The organism is Sphingomonas sp. CL5.1 (assembly GCF_013344685.1).
Lineage (GTDB): Bacteria > Pseudomonadota > Alphaproteobacteria > Sphingomonadales > Sphingomonadaceae > Sphingomonas.
The window spans coordinates 958390-972661 of sequence record NZ_CP050137.1 but is presented as its reverse complement, the minus strand read 5'-3'; the positions used below and the strand labels follow the sequence as shown (position 1 = coordinate 972661).

Annotated in this window: 15 protein-coding genes; 4 read left to right on the top strand and 11 right to left on the bottom strand. The window is 68.8% G+C overall.

The genetic code is table 11. The features are described from left to right. Positions 1-9: 9 nt before the first annotated feature. Positions 10-1506 (bottom strand): CoA-acylating methylmalonate-semialdehyde dehydrogenase, encoded by a 1497-nt coding sequence (locus tag F9288_RS04890; RefSeq protein ID WP_174835598.1) that lies wholly within the window; start codon positions 1504-1506, stop codon positions 10-12. A gap of 200 nt (positions 1507-1706) precedes the next feature. Here F9288_RS04890 and F9288_RS04885 point away from each other — a divergent pair, with 200 nt between their 5' ends. Continuing rightward, a complete protein-coding gene (locus tag F9288_RS04885) occupies positions 1707-2564 on the top strand; it encodes a LysR family transcriptional regulator (protein ID WP_174835597.1) in 858 nt (285 codons plus the stop codon). A 115-nt stretch (positions 2565-2679) separates the two neighbouring features. Here F9288_RS04885 and rpoN read toward each other — a convergent pair whose 3' ends face one another. The 5 genes from rpoN to F9288_RS04860 all read right to left on the bottom strand — a co-directional run bounded on the left by rpoN (position 2680) and on the right by F9288_RS04860 (position 7014). Then, entirely contained in the window at positions 2680-4155 is a 1476-nt protein-coding gene (rpoN, locus tag F9288_RS04880) for an RNA polymerase factor sigma-54 (RefSeq protein ID WP_174835596.1), read from the bottom strand. 118 nt (positions 4156-4273) lie between these two features. Further along, positions 4274-5050, bottom strand: a complete 777-nt coding sequence (lptB, locus tag F9288_RS04875) for an LPS export ABC transporter ATP-binding protein (RefSeq protein ID WP_174835595.1) — start codon at positions 5048-5050, stop codon at positions 4274-4276. Between the two features lie 135 nt (positions 5051-5185). After that, the gene (locus tag F9288_RS04870; RefSeq protein ID WP_174835594.1) at positions 5186-5755 is read right to left on the bottom strand and encodes an LptA/OstA family protein; all 570 of its coding nucleotides are present in this window, start codon (positions 5753-5755) and stop codon (positions 5186-5188) included. Positions 5756-5762: 7 nt separating this feature from the next. Continuing rightward, positions 5763-6401 carry an LPS export ABC transporter periplasmic protein LptC gene (gene lptC, locus F9288_RS04865; RefSeq protein ID WP_174835593.1) on the bottom strand — a complete coding sequence of 213 codons (639 nt, stop codon included), beginning with the start codon at positions 6399-6401 and terminating at the stop codon, positions 5763-5765. After that, on the bottom strand, positions 6394-7014 hold the full coding sequence (locus F9288_RS04860; protein ID WP_174835592.1) for a ribonuclease D: 621 nt from the start codon (positions 7012-7014) through the stop codon (positions 6394-6396). Before F9288_RS04860 ends, lptC begins: the two co-directional genes overlap by 8 nt. 367 nt (positions 7015-7381) lie before the next feature. Here F9288_RS04860 and F9288_RS22295 point away from each other — a divergent pair, with 367 nt between their 5' ends. The 3 genes from F9288_RS22295 (at position 7382) to F9288_RS04845 (ending at position 9768) form a co-directional block, all read left to right on the top strand. Then, a complete protein-coding gene (locus F9288_RS22295) occupies positions 7382-8212 on the top strand; it encodes a cold-shock protein (protein ID WP_174835591.1) in 831 nt (276 codons plus the stop codon). Between the two features lie 82 nt (positions 8213-8294). Further along, the gene (locus F9288_RS04850) at positions 8295-9071 is read left to right on the top strand and encodes a glutaminyl-peptide cyclotransferase (protein WP_174835590.1); all 777 of its coding nucleotides are present in this window, start codon (positions 8295-8297) and stop codon (positions 9069-9071) included. Positions 9072-9075: 4 nt separating this feature from the next. Then, positions 9076-9768, top strand: a complete 693-nt coding sequence (locus tag F9288_RS04845; protein ID WP_174835589.1) for an aspartate/glutamate racemase family protein — start codon at positions 9076-9078, stop codon at positions 9766-9768. A gap of 88 nt (positions 9769-9856) precedes the next feature. Here F9288_RS04845 and F9288_RS04840 read toward each other — a convergent pair whose 3' ends face one another. The 5 genes from F9288_RS04840 to F9288_RS04820 form a co-directional block, all read right to left on the bottom strand. Beyond that, positions 9857-11167, bottom strand: a complete 1311-nt coding sequence (locus F9288_RS04840; RefSeq protein ID WP_174835588.1) for an ammonium transporter — start codon at positions 11165-11167, stop codon at positions 9857-9859. 11 nt (positions 11168-11178) lie between these two features. Beyond that, positions 11179-11517: a P-II family nitrogen regulator gene (locus F9288_RS04835; RefSeq protein ID WP_174835587.1), complete on the bottom strand. Its 339-nt coding sequence runs from the start codon at positions 11515-11517 to the stop codon at positions 11179-11181. A 144-nt stretch (positions 11518-11661) separates the two neighbouring features. Continuing rightward, on the bottom strand, positions 11662-11862 hold the full coding sequence (locus F9288_RS04830; protein WP_174835586.1) for a DUF2007 domain-containing protein: 201 nt from the start codon (positions 11860-11862) through the stop codon (positions 11662-11664). Beyond that, a complete protein-coding gene (locus F9288_RS04825; RefSeq protein ID WP_174835585.1) occupies positions 11859-12419 on the bottom strand; it encodes a pyridoxamine 5'-phosphate oxidase family protein in 561 nt (186 codons plus the stop codon). Before F9288_RS04825 ends, F9288_RS04830 begins: the two co-directional genes overlap by 4 nt. A gap of 14 nt (positions 12420-12433) precedes the next feature. Then, entirely contained in the window at positions 12434-14206 is a 1773-nt protein-coding gene (locus F9288_RS04820; protein WP_174835584.1) for a retroviral-like aspartic protease family protein, read from the bottom strand. Between the last annotated feature and the right edge of the window lie 66 nt (positions 14207-14272).

Genomic DNA, 14272 nt, shown 5'->3' with positions numbered 1-14272 from the left:
GGCTGCCTATCATCCCATCGTGGGAATAATGAAGGCACTATCGCCCGATGCCCCGCCGTCCGGCCAGCGCTGCGTCACCGTCTTCACCTTGGTCCAGAACTTCACGCCTTCCATGCCATGCTGGTTGGTGTCGCCGAACGCGGAGCGCTTCCAGCCGCCGAAGGTGTGGTAGGCGACCGGCACCGGGATCGGCACGTTGATGCCGACCATGCCGACATTCACCCGCGCGGCGAACTCGCGCGCGGCGTGGCCATTGCGGGTGAAGATCGCGACGCCGTTGCCGTACTGGTGATCGCTCGGCAGCCTGAGCGCCGTCTCGAAATCGGGCGCGCGGACGATCTGGAGGACCGGGCCGAATATTTCCTCCTTGTATGCGCTCATCTGCGGGGTGACGCGATCGAACAGGGTCGGGCCGATGAAGAAGCCTTCCTCATGGCCTTGAAGCGTGAAGCCGCGCCCGTCGACCACCAGTTCCGCGCCCTCGTCGACGCCGGTCTGGATCCATTGCTCGATCCGCGCGCGGTGCTGCGCCGTCACGACCGGGCCGTAATGCGCCTCCGCATCGGTGGAGACGCCGACGCGCAGCTTGTCGATCGCCGGGATCAGCTTCTCGCGCAGCGCGTCCGCCGTCCCGTCCCCCACCGGCACCACCACGGGCAGCGCCATGCAGCGCTCGCCCGCCGAGCCGAACGCCGCGCCGGTAAGGTCCGCCACCACCTGGTCGAGATCGGCGTCGGGCATGACGATGCCGTGGTTCTTCGCGCCGCCCATCGCCTGCACGCGCTTGCCCGCGTCCACGCCGCGTCGATAGACGTAATGCGCGATGTCGGAGGAGCCGACGAAGCTCACCGCCGCGATCGCCGGATGGTCGAGGATCGCGTCGACCATCTCCTTGTCGCCGTGGACGACCTGGAAGATGCCCTCCGGCATCCCGGCCTCCAGAAACAGCTCGGAAAGCCGCACCGGCAGCGAGGGATCGCGCTCCGAGGGCTTGAGGATGAAGGCGTTGCCACACGCCGTCGCCACCGCGCCCATCCACAGCGGGATCATCGCCGGGAAGTTGAACGGGGTGATGCCCGCGCCGATGCCGAGCGGCTGACGCATCGAATAGACGTCGATGCCGGGGCCGGCCCCTTGCGTATATTCGCCCTTGAGGACGTGCGGAATGCCGCAGGCGAATTCCACCACCTCAAGCCCGCGCTGGATATCGCCCTTCGCGTCGGCGACGACCTTGCCGTGCTCGGAGGCGAGCAATTCGGCGAGGCTCTGCATGTTCGCCTCGACCAGTTCCTTGAAGCGGAACATCACGCGCGCGCGGCGCTGCGGATTGGTCGCGGCCCAGCCGGGCTGCGCGGCCTGCGCGGCGGCGACGGCGCGGTCGAGATCGGCCCGCGTGCCGAGGTTCACCCGCGCCTGCACCTTGCCGGTGTTGGGATCGAACACGTCGCCGGTGCGGCCCGCGCCGCCGCCGGTGTGGCCGGCGATATGATGGTCGATGATGCGCATGGCTGCCTCTCCGTCGGATTCGTATCGGCGGGGGTTGTAGCCGTGCGGCAAATATGCACTCAACCCGCTTAATTTGCCGGGATGGGATGCGTTTTTGCATTACGGTGCCAGCCGCTCCCCCACCCCGCCTCCCGCGTCAGTATTTTTGAATGGGAGGCGGGGTGGGGGAGCGGGCTGGAGCGGCGACGGATGAAGGATTTATGAGGAATTGGGACGATCTGCGCATCTTCCTCGCGGTGGCCCATGCCGGGCGGATCGCGCCCGCGGCGCGGGCACTCGGGGTGGATGCGACCACTGTCGGGCGCAGGCTCGCGCGGCTGGAGGGCGCGATCGGCGCCCCCCTGTTCGAGACGGTGGCGGGGGAGCGCCGGCTGTCCGAGGCGGGGCAGGCCCTGCTCCATCACGCCGAGACGATCGACGCCGCCATCGCCGCCGCGACGGAGGGGGAAGCGGCGCATGGCGCGGCGGGGCACGTCAGGCTGAGCGTGGCGGAGGGGCTGGCGACGCATGTGCTGGCGCCGCGCCTGCCGGGGTTCGCGGCGGCGCATCCGCGCATCCGGCTCGATCTCATCACCGCGTCCGGCCTGCTCGATCCGTCGAAGCGCGAGGCGGATATCGCGGTGATGCTCGCCCGGCCGCGCAACCGTCAGCTCGTCGTGGCGCGACTGGTGGATTACCGGCTGCGGCTCTACGCGGCGCCCGGCTATCTCGCGGCGGCCGGCGCGCCGGAGACGGCGGCGGCGCTGGAGCGGCATGTGCTGGCGAGCTACGTGCCCGAGCATCTCCATGCGCCGGAACTCGATTATCTGTCGGAGGTGCATGACGGCCTCGTCGCGCGGCTGCGCAGCACCAGCATCAACGTGCAGCACCGGATGATCGCGGCGGGGGCGGCGATCGGCATCCTGCCCGACTTCATCGGCGCGGCCGATGCGCGGCTGATGCCCGTCCTGCCGCATATCGCGCTGACCCGCGCCTTCTGGCTGGTGATGCACGCCGACGGGCAGGCGACGCCGCGAATCCAGGCGGTGACGTCATGGTTGCGCGAGGCGGTGGGGTGATGTGCGCGCCACATGTCTTGTCATGCTGACGAATGTCAGCATCCGGAGCCGCAAATGCCATCGCGTGTGATTCGGGACGCCGGATCGGCCCGGCATGACGATGGGAGGGAAGCTTCTAGCCCACCCCCTCAAGCGCCTTCTGCCGGCGGCGCTGCACCGAGCTGCCGATGCCCATCGACTCGCGATATTTCGCCACGGTGCGCCGCGCGATGTCGAAACCCCTGGCGTTGAGCAGCTCGACCAAAGTATCGTCGGACAGCACCTTCGTGCCCTCGTTCTGGATCAGCGCGCGGATCGCGGACTTAACCGCCTCCGCCGACACCGCCTCGCCCCCGTCCGCCGCCTGGATCGCGGAGGTGAAGAAATACTTCAGCTCGAACTGCCCGCGCGCGCAGCTCAGATATTTGTTGCTGGTGACGCGGCTGACGGTCGATTCGTGCATCTCGATCGCGTCGGCCACCTGCCGCAGCGTCAGCGGGCGCAGATGCGCGACGCCCTTGAGGAAGAACGCCTCCTGCTGCTTCACGATCTCAGTGGCGACGCGGATGATCGTGCGCTGGCGCTGGTCGAGCGCCTTGACCAGCCAGTTGGCGCTGGCGAGGCAATCGCTGAGCCACGCCTTCGACGCCTTGTCCTGCGGCCCCCGCGCCAGCTCGCCGTAATAGCGCCGGTTGACCAGCACGCGCGGCAGGGTGGCGTTGTTGATCTCGATCGCCCAGCCGCCTCGCGTGCGCGCCACGAACAGGTCCGGCACCACCGCCGGGGCCGGCTCCCCGCCATAGCGGCAGCCGGGCTTGGGGTCATAGCCGCGCAGCTCGCGGATCATGTCCGCCATGTCCTCGTCGTCGACCTGGCAGATGCGCTTCAGGCGGGCGATCTCCCCGCGCGCGAGCAGGTCGAGATGGTCAATCAGCCGCGCCATGCAGGGATCGTAGCGATCGGCCTCCTTCGCCTGCAACGCAATGCACTCGGCGAGGTCGCGCGCGCCGACGCCGGTGGGATCGAAGGTCTGGATCACCGCCAGCACCCGCTCGACCAGCGCCAGCGGCACGCCGAGCCGGGCCGACACGTCGAGCAGATTGGCGGTGAGATATCCGGTCTCGTCGATCAGGTCGATCAGATGCTGCGCGACGATGAGGTCCGTGCCCGACAGGACATGGCCGGCCTGCCCGGCGAGATGGTCGGCGAGGCTCGGTGGACCTTCCGCGAAAGCGTCGAGGTCCGGCGCGTCCTCGCCCGCCATGCCGCCCGCGCCCGCGTCGCCGAGACCGATCGAATCGGCGGGCGCGTCGTCGAAACGCTCGGCGGCGATATCCACGTCGAGCGATTCGCCCGCCGCCTCGCCGCTCATCACCAGCTCGTCCGCCCCGGCCGGCTCGTCGCGCGCGGCCTCGACCGGCTCGCGCTCGACCGGCGGCGCATCATCGGCGGGGGCAGTCGCCTCGAGCAGCGGGTTCTTCTCCAGCTCCTCGGCGATGACACCCTCGATCTCGAGGTTGGACAGCGCCAGCAGCCTGATCGCCTGCTGGAGCTGCGGCGTCATCACCAGCGATTGCGACTGGCGCAGATCGAGGCGCGGAGCGAGCGACATTATTTGAGGTGCGGCGCCGGCCCGCTCCCGCACCCGGCCTCCCATAGAATACCGCCGTTAGGAGGCCGGCTGCGGAAGCGGGCCGGCGCCGCGCGCGAGGCGAGGCCGAGCCACGGCATCAGAGCGAGAATCCCTCGCCGAGATACAGCCGCCGCACGTTGGCGTCGGCGACCAGCTCTTCCGGCGAGCCGGTGAACAGCACGCGGCCGTCGTAGATGATATAGGCGCGGTCGACGATATCGAGCGTCTCGCGGACGTTGTGGTCGGTGATGAGCACGCCAATGTCGCGGCGCTTCAGGTCTTTCACCAGATCGCGGATGTCGGCGATCGAGATCGGGTCGATCCCCGCGAACGGCTCGTCGAGCAGCATGATCGTCGGGTCGGCCGCCAGCGCGCGGGCGATCTCCGCTCGCCGCCGCTCGCCGCCGGACAACGCCATCGCCGGCGCCGCGCGCAGCCGGGTGAGGCCGAACTCCTCCAGCAGCCGGTCGAGCCGCTCCTGCCGCTTCACCGGATCGCTGATGTTAAGCTCCAGCACGGCGAGGATGTTCTTCTCGATCGTCAGCCCGCGGAAGATCGAGGTTTCCTGCGGCAGATAGCCGAGGCCGAGGATCGCGCGGCGGTACATCGGCAGGCCGGTGATGTCCTGTCCGTCGAGCATGATGCGCCCGGCATCGGGCTTCACCAGTCCCATCACCGAATAGAAGCAGGTCGTCTTGCCCGCGCCGTTCGGCCCGAGCAGCCCGATCACCTCGCCGCGCCCGACCGAGACGGAGACGTCGGTCAGCACGACGCGCTTGTCGTAGCTCTTGGCGATCGACACCGCCTGCAGGCCGTTCACCACGGGCGGCTCAGCGATCGGCTCGACTATCTCCAGGCTGGTCACGTCATCCATGGTCGCGCTGACCTCGCGGTTGGTTGGTTGCCGGGCGGCGCGTGGTTACGCGGTTGGCAGGATTCATGCATGGCCTTTTGCCCGAGCCGGCATCGAGATGAAAGCCCCGGCGCGACGAAAGCGCGGCGGCGCGCGTCAGTTCCTGCCGTCGGACGGCGTGGCGCTCGTGCCGCTGGCGCGCTTGGGCACCGAGAAGGTGCCCGTGACGCGGCCGGAGGGCGCGCTGGTCACGTTGCCGCCGGGCAGGGTGCCGGTCGCCGGGGCGGCGGCCGAGCCGTCGATCACGGCACGCCCGGTATCGAGGTTCATCGTCAGCCGCCCGCCGTTGACCGTGTTCGATCCGCCCTGTTGCAGCGAGACCGCGCCGATCATCGTGATGACATGGCGGTTGAGGTCATAGACCGCGAACTGGCTCTTCGCGAGCTGGTTCGGCCGCCGCACCACCACGCCGCCCGACGCATCGAGCCGCGAGACCTGCGGATTCCCGTCGACCACCTGCCCGGTATAGGCGACCGTCATGCGCTGCGCGTTGAGCGTCATCTCGGCCTGCCTGACCGTGACGTTGCCGGTCAGCACGGCGCGATTCGCCTTGTCCTGAAGCTGAATCTGGTTCGCGCCGAAATCGATCGGGGCGTTCGAATCGTGACGCGTCTGCGCCCCGGCGGTGGCGGCGACGAGGAGCAGCGGGAGGGCGAGGCGCTTCATGCGGCCGCTATCTCGTGCCTCTCGGCACGATGTGCAAGCGCGCGTTGCCGGTCAGCGTCACGGTATGCGTGTCGAGGTCTGCGTCCAGCCGGTTGGCGCTGAACGTGCCCTGCCGCACCGTGCCGGTCACCGCGCCGCCCGATTGCAGCCGGCGCGTCTTGAGATCGACCGTCGCGTCATGGGTGTCGAGCGTATAGCCGTCGGGTGCGCGGAAGGCGATCGGCCCCTCCATCGTCACCTGCTCGGTATCCATGTTGTAGCGCCCCTGGTTCGCGACCAGCGAGGCGGGGCCGTCGCTCAGCCGGATGTCGGCGGCGAGCTTCTGGAGCCGGACGATCGGCTCGGCCGAGCTTTTCTGGATCGCGGAGCCGGCGGTCAGCTCGAACGGCTGGCCCTTGCCATCCTCCCCGCGATAGCGCGCCGACTGGATCTTCAGCCGCTCCTTCGCGACCTCCACCTTGTTCTTGTCGAGCACAAAGGAAACGTCGCCCCCGGTGGTGAGCGGGGCCATCACCAGGAAGGCGGTGAGCACGCCGATCAGCACCGGCAGGACCCAGTTCGCGGTCGCCACGATGCGATCGTGCGCGCTGCCGGGCAGCGCCCAGCGCCGGCGCGCGTCGAACATCGGGGCGGCCGCCTCAGACATGCGCGAAGATATCGACCTCCGGCCAGCCGGCGAGGTCCAGCGCGGCGCGGTGCGGCAGGAAATCGAAGCAGCCCCGCGCGAGCGTCATGCGCCCCTCGCGCTCCAGCCGGCGATCGAGTTCCTCCTTGAGCTGATGCAGGAAGCGCACATCCGAAGCGGCATAATCCTTCTGCGCGTCGGACAGTTCCGGCCCGCCCCAGTCGGACGATTGCTGCTGCTTGGAGATATCCTGTCCCAGCAACTCGCGCACCAGTTCCTTCAGCCCGTGGCGGTCGGTGTAGGTGCGCACCAGCCGCGAGGCGATCTTGGTGCAATAGACCGGCGCGGCGACCACGCCGAGATAGTGTCGGATCGCCGCCAGATCGAAGCGCGCGAAATGATAGAGCTTGAGCCGCGCCGGATCGGCCAGCACCGCGCGCAGGTTCGGCGCGGCATAATCCGATCCGGGCGAGAACCGCACGAGATGCTCGTCGCCGCGTCCGTCCGAAAGCTGGACGACGCACAGCCGGTCGCGTGGGGTGACGAGTCCCATCGTCTCGGTGTCGACCGCGATGGCGTCGCCGGGCGCGAACACGTCGACGGGAAGGTCTTCTTCGTGGAAATACACTGTCATTGCGCCGCCCTAGCGCCCACGCCGACGTCGCTCAATGGCCCCGAATCGCGCGATGACGCGGGATTGCCGGCAAAACGGGCGAATCGTTAGGAAAATCATCGTCGCGGCATTGTGCCGGAACGGGGCGAATCGATCGCCCGGACATGTCCTGATGCGCCGGGCTGTGCTTATGCTGCGACAGTATCGCAAGTATCGACATGTAAAACGCACGGCCGCTCACGATTCCGTTCGCGGTGAGAACAAAGCTGGGCTATGACGGCACTGTGGCGCAAAAGGTTTGGCGCCCGAAGAGGTATGCTTGCTGTTCGCCGTCCGGCGTGCACCTCTTGACGGCGAAGTCGGGCGGACGGGAAGACGAACGGGGTTTATGGGTTTCGACAGAGGTAGCCGCGGGCAGCGTGGCGGACGTGGCCGTGACAAGCGCGACAATTTCGGCGGCGGCGGCGAAGAATTCGGCGGCGGCGATTTCGGCGGTGGCTTCGGCGACCGTGGCGGCTTCGGCGGCGGCGGTTTTGGTGGTGATCGCGGCGGCTTCGGCGGCGGCGGTGGCGGCGGCTTCCGTAGCGGCGGCGGCGGTGGATTCCGCGGCGGCGGCGGCGGTGGCGGCTTCGGTGGTGGCGGCGGCGGCGGCTTCGGCGGCGGTCGCGGGATGCCGCCGCAGGTCGTCGGCGAAGGCACCGGCGTCGTAAAGTTCTTCAACGGACAGAAGGGCTTCGGCTTCATCGTGCGCGATGACGGCGGCGAGGACGTGTTCGTCCACATCTCGGCGGTCGAGCAGGCCGGGCTGACCGGTCTGGCCGAGGGCCAGCCGCTCGGCTTCACCCTCGTCGATCGCGGCGGCCGCATCTCGGCCACCGAGCTGAAGATCGAGGGCGAGCCGCTGCCGGTCGAGGAACGTGCGCCGCGCGATGGCGGCTTCGGCGCTCCGCGTGGTGGTGCCGGCGGCGCCGGCGGTGCGGGTGGCGCGCAGCGTCAGCTCACCGGAGAGAAGGCGACCGGCACGGTCAAGTTCTTCAACGCGATGAAGGGCTTCGGCTTCATCCAGCGCGATGACGGCCAGCCGGATGCGTTCGTCCACATCTCGGCGGTCGAGCGCGCGGGTCTTCCCGGCCTCAACGAAGGTGATCGCCTCTCGTTCGAGATCGAGGTCGATCGTCGCGGCAAATATGCCGCGGTGAACCTGCAGCAGTCGAGCTGATCGGTCGATCCGACAGATAGCGGCCCGTCCGACTGACGTCGGGCGGGCCGTTTCCGTTTCTCTCCCGACGCCGGGAACGAAGATGCGCCTGTTCCCCCTGCTCCTGCTCGCCGTCCCCGCGCTGACCGCCGCCGATGCGCCGCCGCCGGCCGACACCGCCCCGGCGGTGCTGGTGCCGACGATCGTCGCGCGCTTCCCGCATGATCGCGAGGCGTTCACCGAGGGGCTGATCTGGCATCGCGGCTATCTCTACGAGAGCGTCGGGCTGGAGGGGCAATCCGACGTGCGCCGCGTCGATCTCGCCACCGGGCGGGTGATGGCGCGCGGCACGATCCCCCCCGGCGTCTTCGGCGAGGGGCTGGCGGCATGGAAGGGCGGGCTGGTCAGCCTCACCTGGCACGGCGGCACCGCCTATCGCTGGAATACGGCGACGCTGAAGCGCACCGGCACCGCGCATTATCGCGGCGAGGGCTGGGGACTGACGACGCTCGGCGATTCGCTTGTCCGCTCGGACGGCAGCGCGACGCTGACCGTCCACGATCCGGCCAGCTTCGCGGTGCGCCGCCGCATCGCGGTGACGCTGAACGGCAAGCCGGTCGATCAGCTCAACGAGCTGGAGGCGGTCGACGGCGCGATCCTCGCGAATATCTGGCGCGCGCCGTTCATCGTCCGCATCGACCCGGCGAGCGGCCGCGTCACCGCGATCATCGACCTGCGCGCGATCGTCGCGGAGATCGGCATCAGCGACGATATCGAGGCGGTCGCCAACGGCATCGCCTGGGACGCGGCGAAGCGCCGGCTGTTCGTCACCGGCAAGCGCTGGCCCACGATGTTCGAGATCAGCCTGCCGAAAGGATGATGCGATGAGGATGATCGGGCTGATCGGCGGGATGAGCTGGGAAAGCTCCGCGCAATATTATCGCCTGATCAACCAGGGGGTGCGCGATGCGATCGGCCCGACCGCTTCGGCGCGCTGCCTGTTATGGTCGTTCGACTTCGCGGAGATCGAGCGATTGCAGCATCGCGGGAACTGGCCGGCGCTTGGCGAGCGGCTGGTCGATGCGGCAACGCGGCTCGAACGGGCCGGAGCGGACCTGCTGCTGATCTGCACCAATACGATGCACCGGCTCGCCGGGGAAGTGGAGCGGGCGGTGTCCGTGCCGCTGCTGCACATCGCCGACCCCACCGCCGCGCGCATCGCCGCGCGGGGCCTCCGTCGCGTCGGGCTGCTCGGCACCGCTTTCACGATGGAGCAGGATTTCTACAAGGGGCGGCTGCGCGAACGCGACGGCATCGAGGTGCTGGTGCCGGCGGCCGGCGACCGTACCGCGATCCACCGCATCATCTACGAGGAACTGGTCGCCGGGATCGTCCGCCCCGAATCGCGCGCGGTGTTCCGGCAGGTGATCGCGCGGCTCGTCGCGGCGGGGGCGGAGGCGGTGATCCTCGGCTGCACCGAGATCATGCTGCTGGTCGATGCGACCGACAGCGCGGTTCCGCTGTTCGACACCACCACGCTCCATGCGCAGGCGGCGGTCGCGGCCGCGCTGGCATGACAAAGCGCCCGGCGCTCGCGCACCGGGCAAAGGGTCGTCCGCAGGAGGAACGTCGGTGGGGGCGGGCAACGCGCCCGCCCCGATCGGATCAATGGTCGTAGGCGCGCTCGCCGTGCTCGCCGAGGTCAAGGCCCTCGCGCTCCACTTCGGGCCGGACGCGCAATCCGGTGAGCGCCCTGGCGATGTAGATCGCGATGACGGTGCCGATCGACGCCCAGACGATCGTCGTGAGCACCGCCGCCGCCTGCGTCCCGAGTTGGCCGCCGATCGCGTAATCGGACTTGCCGGGGCCACCGAGCGTCGGGGCATAGACGATCGCGGTACCGAGCGCGCCGATCATCCCGCCGATGCCGTGGATGCCGAAGGCGTCGAGCGAATCGTCATAGCCGAGCCGCGGCTTCAGCACCGTGACCGCATAGAAACACACCACCGAGGCGACCGCGCCCAGCACGATCGCGCCGAAAGGGCCGGAATTGCCCGCCGCCGGCGTCACCGCGACCAGCCCGGCGACGATGCCGGAGCAGAAGCCGAGCGCCGAGCCCTTGTGGCCGTTGACGCGCTCGACCAGCATCCACGCCAGCGCGGCGGCGGCGGTGGCGACGAAGGTGTTGATCATCGCGAGTCCAGCCGAGCCATTGGCGGCGAGCGCCGAGCCGGCGTTGAAGCCGAACCAGCCGACCCACAGCAGCCCGGTGCCGACGCCGGTCAGCGTCAGCGAATGCGGCACGATCCGTTCGGTCGGGTAGCCGATGCGCTTGCCGAGGATCAAAGCGGCGACCAGCGCGGAGACGCCGGCGTTGATGTGCACCACCGTGCCGCCCGCGAAGTCGAGGGCGCCCATCGCGAAGAACAGGCCGCCCGGCGCCCAGACCATATGGGCGATCGGGAAATAGACGATCGTCAGCCAGATAAGGCCGAACACCATCACCGCCGCGAACTTCATCCGCTCGACCGTGCCGCCCAGCACCAGCGCGAGCGTGATCGCCGCGAAGGTCATCTGGAAGCAGGCGAAGACATATTCGGGGATCGTGCCCGAGACCGAATCCGGCGTGACGCCGGCGAGGAACAATTTGCCGAAACCGCCGACGAAGCTGCCGCCGTCGCCGAAGGCCATCGTATAGCCCCACGCCACCCATATCAGCATGGCGAGGCAGGCCGCCGCGCCGATCTGCGTCATGGTCGACAACATGTTCTTCGCCCGCGTGAGGCCACCGTAGAACAATGCGAGGCCGGGGAGGATCATCAGCAGCACGAGCAGCGTGGAGGTGAGCATCCATGCAGTGTCGCCGCTGTTGACGACGGGTTTCGGTGTCGCCGCCGCCTGCGCCCAGGCGGGCAGCGCGGCGAGCGCCACGGCGCCGAGCGCGAGGGCGCCGGCGGTTCGGAAAGCGTGCTTCATGTTCACCCCCTTCACAGCGCGATATCGTCGGTTTCGCCGGTGCGAATGCGCACCGCATGGCCCACGTCGAGAACGAAGATCTTGCCGTCGCCGATCGCGCCGGTGTGCGCGGTGGCCTGGATCGTCTCGACCACGCGGTCCGCGATCGAGGTGGGGCAAACCACCTCGATCCTGATCTTCGGCACCATGTTGGTGCTGTATTCGGCTCCTCGATAGATTTCGGTCTGGCCCTTCTGCCGGCCGAATCCCTTGACTTCGGTGACGGTCATGCCGGCCACGCCGAGGGCGGTGAGCGCCTCGCGCACCTCCTCCAGCTTGAACGGCTTGATGACGGCAATGATCAGCTTCATCCGCGCCCCCTTTCGGTTTGCCCGCTGGAGCGCTTCGCAACTGTCGTGCCAGATGCGCGCGGGGGCGCTTCGCCCGCCGCGCGGCGGCGTTCGGCGGGTATCCGGCGGCAAATTTTTGTGCAGTTGCGAAATGCTGCCCAAGAATCAGGCAGCGCCGACGATGCGCCTCGCCTGTTCGAGGTCATCGGCATCGACCATCACGCGCACCGGGATCAGCAACCAGCTTCCGTCGGCGATGCTCGCGTCCTGATCGAAGGCGACCGCCGGTATCCCCTCGCTCTCCAGCCGGCCGACGAGAATATTGGCGAGGTTGCGGTCGTAGCGGCCGAGTTCGACGAGGCTCATGGCTTCACCGCCGGAATCTCGGTCTGCACGCGCACCGGCAGGCCGTCGATGCTGCGCGTGCGCCCGGCGATCCTTTCCAGCCGCGCTGCCGGGTCCTGCTGCGCGTGATATTTGACCAGGGTCTGCCGCTCCGCCTCCAGCGTCATGCGCGGCACGCCCCAGCCGCACGATGTCTGCACGCTCTCCACCGCGATGACGAACACCTGCCGCTGGCCGGGCAGCGGGGGGAAATGCGCGGCGAGATCAGCATAGCCCGCATCGCCCGCGACGACGAAGCGGCCCCGGCCGTAGATGCGCAGGATCAGCGCGGGATTGTCGAAGGCGCAGAACATGATCGTGATCCGCCCGTCGACGGCGAGATGCGCCTGCGTCTCGTTCCCCGATCCGCCGAGATCGAGATAGGCGACCGTGTCCGCGCCGAGCACGCGGAACGTGTCCATCCCCTTGGGGCTGAGGTTGATCCGCCCGCCGGCCGCCGCCGTGGCGACGAAGAACACCGGCTGGCGCGCGATGAAGGCGCGGTGGTCGTTGGTGAGATCGGGGAAGAATTCGGCCATCGCGCCTCGCCTTGCTACATCGCCTCAATGCCGAATTTGGCGAATTGCTCCGCGATATCCTTGTCCAGCGCCTTGGCGGCGGCGATGTCGGCATTGCCGCCGGCGGTGTCGCCGCTGCGCAGCCGCGCCAGCCCCAGCCCGTATCGCGTCCACGGGTTCGATGAGAGTTGCTGCGCCGCCTTGCCATAAGCGTCGACCGCCTCGGCATAATGGCCGAGCCGCAACTGCACGAGGCCGAGGCTATCGAGATAGCCCGGCTTCGGCCCGTCGCGTCGGATCGCCTTGCGGCAATCGTCCAGCGCGCCGTCGAGCATCTGGCCGGCGAGGCCGCGCGCCCAGCAGCGCTCGTTCAGCGCATTGCCGAGCGTGCCGTCGTCGCGGTGGAGCCTGATCCACGCATCGAGCAGCGGCAGCGCGCGATCCGGTTGGTCGAGCGCGATATAGGCGGTCGCCACCTGACGCGCCTGTGGCGAGCCGGGGGTGGCGATGCCATTCGCCGCATCCACGTCGCGCAGCGCGGCGGCTTGGTCCTTGCGGCGGAAGTTGATCCGTGCGCGCAGAAGCAGCGCCTCGATATCCCGCGGCGCGAGCGCCAGCGCGCGATCGAGATCCGCCAGCGCCTGCTCCCGCTGACGCTCGTGCATGTGGGCCTGCGCGCGGGCGAGATAATAATCGGGCTTGTCGGGATCGAGCCGGATCGCCGCGTCGAGATCGGTCAGCGCCTTGGCCGGCTCCCCGCGCGACAGCGAGGCGCGGCCGCGCAAGGCATAATCGGCGGCGGTCTTCGGTCCGCCAGCCGTGTCGGCACCGTCGGCGGCGGGCTTGTCGCTGCCGGTCGGGGCCTTGGACAGCGAGAAGACGCGGCCGCCGTTATAGGTGAAATAGAGCTTCCGCTGGCTGTTCGCGATGAACATGCGGTGGGCGAGGAAGAAATCGATCCCCAGCAGCATCTCCGGCGCGTTGGCGCTGCTGCCCATATCGCCGTCCATCACCTGCATCTGCGCGTGCTGGATCGTTTCGGTGCCGATCGAATAAGCGGCGACGCGCACCGTCCACGATCGATAGGATTTTGTGCCGATGCCGTGCGCGGCATAGCTCGCCTGCACGTCTGGCGCCGTCAGGTCGATGCCGGCGCGCTCGGCGGCGCGGCGGGTGATGAGCGTGGAGACCGCCCCGCTGTCCAGCGCCGCCTTTACGCGATGGCCGTTGACCGTCACATAAAGGGTCGGGGTGCGGTCCAGGCGGCTTTCACCCGCGATCAGGTCCGCGACCCGATAATTCCCGTCCTGCGCCCAATAGGCGAGCGCGCGCTTGCCGCATCCGGTCGTCTTGAACAGCGTATATTGACCATGCGCCAGATCGGCCTCGGCATCGGCGAAATTGAGCAGGTTGGCCCCGAGTAGCCCCGCGCCAGCATCCGATCCACCGACCAGGAAGGCGACGTCGTGCATCGTCGTGCCGAGGATGCCGAAATCCTTGACGCGGGTCAGTTCGACCGAGGCGCTGCCGCCGATGCCGGTGAGGTAGAAGCCGGGCGGTGCCGGCTCGCGCTTCAGCGCCAGCGCCTCGGCCGTGGCGCGGGGCATCGTGTTGAAGAAGGCGCCGGTATCGAGAATGAAGCGCGTGTCCCGCCCGTTGATCCCGACGTGGGTGGTCGCGCGCAGCCCGGCCATCTCCACCGGCAGCGTGCCGTATTTGGCGACCTTGCATTCCTCCGCCCGCGCGGTCTCCGGCAGCCACGATGCGGCCGCTGCGATCAGCCCGGCCGCATGCCAAAAGTGACGCATCGCGCGCCTTTCCCCGTTTGCTCCCGAGCCGATGATGACGGGAGACGGGCGGGAAATCCAGCGGCT